This is a genomic window from Pyxidicoccus xibeiensis, assembly GCF_024198175.1.
GTDB classification, from domain to species: domain Bacteria; phylum Myxococcota; class Myxococcia; order Myxococcales; family Myxococcaceae; genus Myxococcus; species Myxococcus xibeiensis.
Map to the genome: position 1 here is coordinate 1 of NZ_JAJVKV010000036.1, position 9,813 is coordinate 9,813.

Here is a 9,813-nt window from a genome sequence, read left to right on the forward strand (position 1 = left end):
CCTCCAGCGGGAGCTCGGCGTGGAGGTGCTGGGTGGGCTCGCCGTTGCGCACGACGAAGGTGGTGCGCAGGGCCTCGTGCCGCCGCACCAGCGCGTGCAGCGCGCCGTGCAGGGCCTCGACCTTCACGGCGCCTTCGAGCCTCAGCGCGAAGGGCAGGTTGTAGGTGGCCGTGCCCGGCTGGAGCTGGTCGAGGAACCAGAGGCGCTGCTGGGCGAAGGAGAGCGGAATGGCGCCGTCGCGCGAGACGGGGCGCAGCGGCGGCAGGGACAGCCCCTGGCTCGAGCCCTTCGCGGCGTCCACCTGGCGGGCGAGCTGCTCGACGGTGGGGGACTCGAAGAGGGTGCGCAGCGGGAGGGTCACGCCCAGCGCGGCGTGGAGGCGCGAGACGACCTGGGTGGCCAGCAGGGAGTGGCCGCCCAATTCGAAGAAGCTGTCAGTGGCACCCACGCGCTCCAGGCCGAGGACCTGGGCGTAGAGGCTGGCCAGCAGCTCCTCAGTGGGAGTGCTGGGGGCCACGTACGCGCGGGAGGTATCCGCCTGCTCGGGAGCGGGCAGGGCCTTGCGGTCCACCTTGCCGCTGGGGGACAGGGGCAGGACGGGCAGCACGACGAAGGCCGAGGGCACCATGAACTCGGGCAGTTGCGCCAGGAGCGCGGTGCGCAGGGCCTTGGTGTCGAGTGCGGTGGACGCGGCGGGGACCTGCGCGGTGACCGCAGGGCGTCGGGCCTGGGACTCCAGCTCGGCGGAGGCGGTGGGGGCCTGCGTGGTGACCGCTGCGCGCGAGGCCTGGGACTCCGGCTCGGCGGAGGCGGTGGGCACGAGGTAGGCCACGAGCCGTGCGCCACCGGGGCCGTCCTCGCGCACCACGACGACGGTGTCGGAGACTCCGGACTGCGCACGCAGGGCGGCTTCGATTTCGCCCAGCTCGATGCGGAAGCCGCGCAGCTTCACCTGGAAGTCGGCGCGGCCCAGGTACTCGACGGTGCCGTCGGGCAGCCAGCGCGCGAGGTCTCCGGTGCGGTAGAGGCGGGCACCGGGCGTGTCGCTGAAGGCGTCTGGGATGAAGCGCTCAGCGGTCAGCTGGGGCCGGTTCCAGTAGCCGCGGCCCACCTGGATGCCGCCGATGAAGAGCTCGCCGGAGACGCCCACGGGCGTCGGCTGGCCATGGGCGTCGAGGATGTGGATGCGGGTGTTGGCGACGGGGCGGCCGATGGGGACGCTGCGCAGCACTTCGCCGCGCGGGCACTCCCAGTACGTGACGTCGACGGCGGCCTCGGTGGGGCCGTAGAGGTTGTGGACCGCGGCTACCGGCAGCCGAGCGTGGGCCTTGTTGACGAGGTCAGCGGGCAGGGCTTCGCCGCTGCAGACGACGCGGCGCAGGTCCTTCAGTCCTTCCAGGCCGGGCTCCTCGACGAAGGCGCGGAGCATGGAGGGGACGAAGTGGGCGGTGGTGACGCGCTCGTCGGCCATGAGGCGCACGAGGTACGTCGGGTCCTGGTGGCCACCGGGACGGGCGAGCACCATGCGAGCGCCCGTCATGAGAGGCCAGAAGAACTCCCAGACGGAGACATCGAAGCTGAAGGGCGTCTTCTGCAGCACCGTGTCCGCAGCGGAGAGGCCGTACTGCTGCTGCATCCAGAGGAGGCGGTTGACGACGCCCTGGTGGGCATTCATCGCGCCCTTGGGGCGGCCGGTGGAGCCGGAGGTGAAGATGACGTAGGCCAGCGCCTCGGGGCCGGCCAGTGGCACGGGGCGGGAGGTCGGCTGGGAAGCGACGGAGTCCCACTGCGTGTCGAGGCAGAGGACCTTCGCATCGTGCGGCGGGAGGACGGAGAGCAGCCGCTCCTGGGTGAGGATGACGGGGGCGGCGGTGTCCTCCAGCATCCACGCGAGGCGTTCGCGCGGGTAGGCCGGGTCCATGGGGACGTAGGCCGCGCCGGACTTGAGGACGCCGACGAGGGCGACGACCATCTCCGGGGAGCGTTCGAGGCAGACACCGACGAGGGACTCGGGGCCGACGCCCAGCGAGCGCAGGTGGTGGGCGAGCTGGTTGGCGCGCGCGTCGAGCTGCGCGTAGGTGAGGGCTTCACCCTCGAAGCGGATGGCCTCGGCGTCGGGCGTGCGCTGCACCTGCGCTTCGATGAGCGCATGCAGGCTCACGTCACGCGGGTACATCTCGTGACGGCCCCGGAAGTCCACCAGCAACTGCCGGCGCTCGTCGGCGGTCAGCAGGTCGAGCTGCCACAGCGGGCGCCGCACGTCCGCGGTGACGGCCTCCAGCAGCACGCGGAAGTGCCTTGCCAGCCGCTCCGCCGTGGCCGTGTCGAAGAGGTCGGTGTTGTAGTTGAGCGAGCCTGTCAGGCCGCCGTCCACCTCGTCCATGCCGAGGTCGAGGTCGAACTTCGCCGCCTCCGACTGCGAGGGCAGTAGCTCCAGCTCCAGGCCGGGCAGCTTCAGCGGCTCGCCCGGCGCGTTCTGGAAGGTGAGGCTGACCTGAAAGAGAGGGCTGCGGCTCAAGTCTCGCTGCGGCTGGAGCTCCTCGACGAGCTTCTCGAACGGGACGTCCTGGTGCTCGTACGCGGCCAGGGTGCGCTGGCGCACCTGGGAGAGCAGCTCGCGGAAGGACTGGCGGCTGTCGATGCTCGCGCGCACCACCAGGGTGTTGACGAAGAAGCCGATGAGGCCTTCGACCTCCGCCCGGTTGCGGTTGGCGATGGGCATGCCCACCGAGATGTCGTCCTGCGCGGAGTAGCGGGACAGCAGCAACTGCCACGTCGCGAGCACCACCATGAAGGGCGTGGCGCCTTCGCGTTGGGCCAGGGCCTTCACCGCGTCGCTCAGCTCGCGCGGCAGAGGAATGGAGAGCGTCCGGCCCCGGTACGTCTGCAGCGCGGGGCGCGGGCGGTCCGTGGGCAGCTCCAGCGCGGCGGGAGCCCCGGCCAGTTGCTCTCGCCACCAGCCCAGCTCCTGCTTGAGCGTGTCACCCGTCAGCCACTGGCGCTGCCAGACGGAGTAGTCTGCGTACTGCACGGGCAGCGGCGCGAGCGTTGCGGGCTCGCCTCCAGTGAACTGGCGGTAATACGCGCCCAGCTCTCGCACCATGACGGCGATGGACCAGCCGTCGGAGACGATGTGGTGCAGCGTCACCAGCAGCACGTGCTGCTCGGGCGCCAGGCGCACCAGCGTGGTACGCACCAGCGGTCCCTGCGCGAGGTCGAACGGACGCTGCGCTTCCTCGTGCGCCAGTCGCTTCGCTTCCTCGTCCCGGCGGGCGGAGTCCAGCCCGCTGATATCGCGCACCGGCAGGTCGAGCCGAGCCTCGGGATGGATGACCTGCGTGGGCTCGCTGTCCCGCACCACGAAAGTCGTGCGCAGGGCCTCGTGCCTTTCGACCAGCGCACGCAGCGCGCGGTGCAGCGCGGGGACGTCCATCGTGCCGGTGAGCTTCAGCGCCCAGGGGATGTTGTAGAAGGCGCTTCCCGGCTGGAGCTGGTCCAGGAACCAGAGGCGCTGCTGGGCGAACGACAGCGGCAGGGCCTGCGTGCGCTCCACGGGGACGAGCGCGGGTTGCTGGGTGGTGGTGGTGCGCTGCTGGAGGCGCTCGGCGAGCAGGGCCACGGTGGGGGCGGAGAACAGCTCACCCAGGGGCAGCTCGACGTTCAGCGTGGCGCGGATGCGGGAGACCACCTGCGTGGCCAGCAGCGAGTGGCCGCCCAGCTCGAAGAAGTCACCGTGCAGGCCGACGCGCTCCACGCCGAGCACGCCCGCGAAGATGCCAGCCAGCTGCGTCTCAAGCTCGGTGCGAGGCGCGACGAAGTCCTCGGAAGAAGCCGCGGCGAAGTCGGGTGCGGGCAGGGCCCTGCGGTCCACCTTGCCGTTGGAGGACAGGGGCAGCGTGGCCAGCTCGACGAAGGCCGAGGGCACCATGTACTCGGGCAGCCGCTGCTGCACGAAGGTGCGAAGGGCCCCGGTGTCGAGTCCGGGCATGGTGGGGACGACGTAAGCGATGATGCGCTTGTCGCCAGGGACGTCCTCGCGGACGACTGCGACGGTCTCCTGGATGCCGGAGAACTGGCGCAGGACGGCTTCGACTTCGCCCAGCTCGATGCGGAAGCCACGCACCTTCACCTGGAAGTCGGTGCGGCCCAGGAACTCCAGCGTCCCGTCGGCCGTCCAGCGCACCTTGTCGCCGGTGCGGTAGAGGCGCGCTCCGGGGGTGGTGGCGAAGGGGTGGGGGACGAAGCGCTCTGCGGTGAGGTCGGGGCGGTTGAGGTAGCCCCAGGCGAGGCCTTCGCCACCGACGAAGAGCTCTCCAGGCACGCCGGGCGGCAGCGGCTGGAAGGCGTCGTCCAACACGTAGGTGGTGGAGTGCGGCAGCGGCCGGCCAATGGGGACGGAGCGGAGGACTTCGTCTCCGGCGCGCAGGTTGTGCGTGGCGGAGAAGGTGGTGTTCTCGGTGGGGCCGTAGCCGTTGATGAGGACGCTGCCTTCGGGCAGGCGAGCGAGGTGCTCACGCACGCGGTGCGCGGGCAGGACGTCACCACCGGCGAGCACCTGGCTCACACCAGCCAGGGCTTGCGGCTGCTGGGCGACCATCTGCTCATAGAGGGCGGCGGTGAGCCACAGCGAGGTGACGCCGTGGCGCACCAGCTCGGAGCCCAGTTCTTCCAGGGAGAGGGAGTGGGCCGGGGCGAGGACGAGCTTCGCGCCGTTGAGCAGTGCACCCCAGATTTCCAGGGTGGACGCATCGAAGGCGATAGGCGCGGCCTGGAGCCAGACTTCCTGGCTGCCGAAGCGCATGAAGCCGTTGTTCTTCACCAGGCGCGCGACGGCGCGGTGGGGCACGCACACGCCCTTGGGCTGGCCGGTGCTGCCCGACGTGAACATCACGTAGGCCAGGTCGGTGCCGCCCACCTGAACCATTGGCGCGGAGTCGGACTGGCGGGCAATGCGTGCGCCTTCCTCGTCCAGGACCACGAGCACGCTGCCCAGGTCGGGCAGCTCGTCGGCCAGGCCGGATTGCGTGAGCAGCACGGCCGCGGCGGACTGCTGGAGCACGAAGGTGACGCGCTCGGTGGGCCAACCCTTATCGAGCGGCACGTAGGCGGCGCCCGCCTTGAGGATGCCCAGGAGCCCGACCACCAGGTCCGCGGAGCGCTCCAGGCGGACCGCGACACGGCTGCCAGCCTGCACGCCCAGGGTGCGGAAGTAGTTGGCGAGCTGGTTGGCGCGCACGTCCAGCTGGGCGTAGGTGAGCTGCTCGTCACCGAAGACGAGCGCGACGGCTTCGGGCGTGCTCTTCGCCTGCTGCGTGAAGAGGTCCGCCAGGGAGGTGTCGCTCGGATAGGTGCCGAGCTTCCCGCTCCACCCCGTCACCACCTGCTGGCGCTCAGCTTGCGTGAGCACCGGGAGCTGGCCGAGCTGTCGCTCGGGGGCGGCGACAACCGCCTCCAGCAGCACGGCGTAGTGGCGCATCATGCGCTCGGCCGTCGCGGCGTCGAAGAGGTCGGTGTTGTAGTTGAGAAGGCCGGTGAAGCCCTCGCTGCCCTCATCGAGCAGGATGCTGAAGTCGTACTTCGAGGTGTCGCTCGCCGTCACCTGGGGGCTGAGGGTGAGCCCGGGCAACTCCAGTTCGTTGGTGGGAGCATTCTGCAGGGTCAGGGTGACCTGGAACAGCGGGCTGCGGCTCAGGTCGCGCTGGGGCTGCAGTTCCTCGACGAGCTTCTCGAAGGGGATGTCCTGGTGCTCGTACGCGGCCAGCGTGCGCTCTCGCACCTGGGCGAGCAGCTCGCGGAAGGACTGACGGCCGTCAATCCTGGCGCGCAGCACGAGGGTGTTGATGAAGAAGCCGATGAGGCCTTCGGTCTCCGCCCGGTTGCGGTTGGCAATGGGCGAGCCGACCGAGATGTCGTCCTGCCCTGAGTACTTGGAGAGCAGCAGCTGGAGGGAGGCCAGCAGCACCATGAAGGGCGTGGCCCCTTCGCGGCGGGCCAGCGCCTTCACGGCTTCACTCAGCTCCCGAGACAGCGGAACCGGAAGCTCCGCGCCGCGGTACGTCTGGACGGCGGGACGCGGACGGTCGGTGGGCAACTCCAGCGCATGGGACGCACCGGCCAGCTGCTCGCGCCACCAGCCCAGCTCCTGCTTCAACACGTCGCCCTGCAGCCAGCGACGCTGCCAGACGGAGTAGTCGGCGTACTGCACCGGCAGCGGGGCGAGCGTTGCGGGTTCGCCGCCGGTGAACTGGCGGTAGTACGCGCCCAGCTCTCGCACCATGACGGCGATGGACCAGCCGTCGGAGACGATGTGGTGCAGCGTTACGAGCAGCAGGTGCTGCTGGGGCGCCAGCCGCACCAGCGTGGTGCGCACCAGCGGGCCCTGGGCGAGGTCGAACGGGCGCTGCGCCTCCTCGCGCGCCAGCCTGCGAGCCTCCGCCTCCCTCTCGGTGGAAGGTAGGGTGCTGAGGTCCACCACCGGCAGCTCCAGCCGGACCTCGGGATGGATGTGCTGCGTGGGCTCGCCGTTTTGCACGACGAACGTCGTGCGTAGGACCTCGTGACGCTGCCCCAGCGAGCGCAGCGCGTGGTGCAGTGCGCTGACGTCCAGCGCGCCTGTGAACTTCAGCGCCCAGGGGATGTTGTAGAAGGCGCTTCCCGGCTGGAGCTGGTCCAGGAACCAGAGGCGCTGCTGGGCGAAAGAGAGCGGCGGGGCCTGCGTGCGCTCCACGGGGACGAGCGGAGGCTGCTGGGCGGTGCCGCCACGCTGCTGGAGGCGCTCGGCGAGCAGGGCCACGGTGGGGGCGGAGAACAGCTCACCCAGGGGCAGCTCGACGTTCAGCGTGGCGCGGATGCGGGAGACCACCTGCGTGGCCAGCAGCGAGTGGCCACCCAGGTCGAAGAAGTCACCGTGCAGGCCCACGCGCTCCAGGCCGAGCACGCCTGCGAAGATGCCGGCCAGCTGCGTCTCCAGCTCGGTGCGAGGCGCGACGAAGTCCTCGGAGGCGGAAGCAGCGAAGTCCGGCGCAGGCAGGGCCTTGCGGTCCACCTTGCCGTTGGAGGACAGGGGCAGCGTGGCCAGCTCGACGAAGGCCGAGGGCACCATGTACTCGGGCAGCCGCTGCTGCACGAAGGTGCGAAGGGCCCCGGTGTCGAGTCCGGGCATGGTGGGGACGACGTAAGCGATGATGCGCTTGTCGCCAGGGACGTCCTCGCGGACGACTGCGACGGTCTCCTGGATGCCGGAGAACTGGCGCAGGACGGCTTCGACTTCGCCCAGCTCGATGCGGAAGCCACGCACCTTGACCTGGAAGTCGGTGCGGCCCAGGAACTCGAGGGTGCCGTCGGCCGTCCAGCGCACCTTGTCGCCGGTGCGGTAGAGGCGCGCGCCAGGGGTGGAGGCGAAGGGGTGGGGAATGAAGCGCTCTGCGGTGAGGTCGGGGCGGTTGAGGTAGCCCCAGGCGAGGCCTTCGCCACCGACGAAGAGCTCTCCAGGCACGCCGGGCGGCAGCGGCTGGAAGGCCTCGTCCAACACGTAGGTGGTGGAGTGGGGCAGCGGCCGGCCGATGGGAACGGAACGTCCCACCACGTCCCCGGCGCGCAGGGTGTGCGTGGCGGAGAAGGTGGTGTTCTCGGTGGGGCCGTAGCCGTTGATGAGGACGCTGCCTTCGGGCAGGCGAGCGAGGTGCTCACGCACGCGGTGCGCGGGCAGCACGTCACCACCGGCGAGCACCTGGCTCACACCAGCCAGGGACTGAGGCTGGTGGGCGACCATCTGCTCGTAGAGGGCGGCGGTGAGCCAGAGGGACGTAACGCGGTGGCGCACCAGCTCGGAGCCCAGCTCTTCCAGGGAGAGGGAGTGGGCCGGGGCGAGGACGAGCTTCGCGCCGTTGAGGAGCGCACCCCAGATTTCGAGAGTCGAGGCGTCGAAGGCGACGGGGGCGGCCTGGAGCCAGACTTCCTGGGGCCCGAAGCGCATGAAGCTGTTGCTCTTCACCAGGCGCGCGACGGCGCGGTGAGGCACGCAGACGCCCTTGGGCTGGCCGGTGGAGCCCGAGGTGAACATCACGTACGCCAGCGCATCCCCGGTGGAGGGAATGGCGGGGGCGGACTCGGGCTGGCGGGCGATGCGCGCGCCTTCTTCGTCCAGGACGACGAGGACGCTGCCCGTGTCGGGCAGCTCGTCGGCGAGGTCGGACTGGATGAGGAGCACACCTGCCGCGGCCTGCTGGAGGGCGAAGGTGACGCGCTCGGTGGGCCAGCCCTTGTCGAGCGGCACGTAGGCGGCGCCGGCCTTGAGAATGGCGAGCAGGCCGACAATCAAGTCGACGGAGCGCTCGAGGCGGACCGCGACGCGGCTTCCGGTCTGCACGCCCATCGCTCGCAGGTAATGGGCGAGCTGGTTGGCGCGCGTGTCCAGCTGGGCGTAGGTGAGCTGCACATCGCCGAAGACGAGCGCGATGGCTTCGGGCGTGCTCTTCGCTTGCTGCGCGAAGAGGTCCGCCAGGGAGGCATCGCTCGGGTAGTCCCCGCGCTTGCCGCTCCACTCGGTCACCACCTGCTGGCGCTCGGTCTGCGTCAGCACGGGCAGCAGGTCGAGCCTGCGCTCGGGCGCGGCGACAGCCTCCTCCAACAGCACGGCGTAGTGCCGCATCAGCCGCTGCACCGTGTCCGCGTTGAAGAGGTCGGTGTTGTAGTTGAGGAAGCCAGTGAAGCCCTCGCTGCCCTCTTCGAGCAGGAGGCTGAAGTCGTACTTCGACGAGTCGAGCTCCGCTGCGACGGGGGTGAGCGTCAGCCCGGGCAGGTTCAGCGTCTCGTTGGGCGTGTTCTGCAGCGTGAGCGTGACCTGGAAGAGCGGGCTGCGGCTCAGGTCGCGCTGCGGCTGGAGCTCTTCGACCAGCTTCTCGAAGGGAACATCCTGGTGCTCGTACGCGGCGAGCGTGCGCTGCCGGGCCTGGGCGAGCAGCTCGCGGAAGGACTGACGGCCGTCAATCTTCGCGCGCAGCACGAGGGTGTTGATGAAGAAGCCGATGAGGCTCTCGGTCTCCACCCGGTTGCGGTTGGCGATGGGCGAGCCAACCGAGACGTCGTCCTGCCCTGAGTACTTGGAGAGCAGCAGCTGCCACGAGGCGAGCAGCACCATGAAAGGCGTGGCGCCCTCGCGCCAGGCCAGGGCCTTCACCGCTTCGCTCACGCTCCGGCTCAAGGCGACGGGAAGCAGGGCGCCGCGGTACGTCTGGACGGCGGGACGCGGGCGGTCCGTGGGCAGCTCCAGCGAGGTGGAGGCACCGGCCAGCTCGTGGCGCCACCAGCCCAGCTCCTGCTTCAGCACGTCACCCTGCAGCCACTGCCGCTGCCAGACCGAGTAGTCCGCGTACTGCACGGGCAACGGCGCGAGGCGGGCGGGCTCGCCGCCGGTGAACTGGCGGTAGTACGCGCCCAGCTCTCGCACCATGACGGCCGTGGACCAGCCGTCCGAGATGATGTGGTGCAGCGTCACCAGCAGCAGGTGCTGCTCGGGGGCCAGGCGCACCAGCGTGGCGCGCAGCAGCGGCCCGCGCGCCAGGTCGAACGGGCGCTGGGCTTCCTCCTGCGCCAGCCGCCGCGCTTCTGCCTCCCTCGCGGCCTCGCTCAGGGCGGACAGGTCGACCACGGGCAGCTCCAGCGGGAGCTCAAGATGGATGTGCTGCGTGGGCTCGCCGTTGCGCACGACGAAGGTGGTGCGCAGGGCCTCGTGCCGCCGCACCAGCGCGTGCAGCGCCTCGCGCAGGGCTTCCACGTCCACGGTGCCGTCGAGCTTCAGCGCCGAGGGCAGGT

At 70.5% G+C, this 9,813-nt stretch carries 1 protein-coding gene; it reads right to left on the reverse strand.

Annotated elements, in window-relative coordinates; all coding sequences use genetic code 11:
* A partial coding sequence (locus LXT23_RS49350) for a non-ribosomal peptide synthetase (protein WP_253987533.1) occupies positions 1 to 9,813 on the reverse strand: 9,813 nt, incomplete at both ends.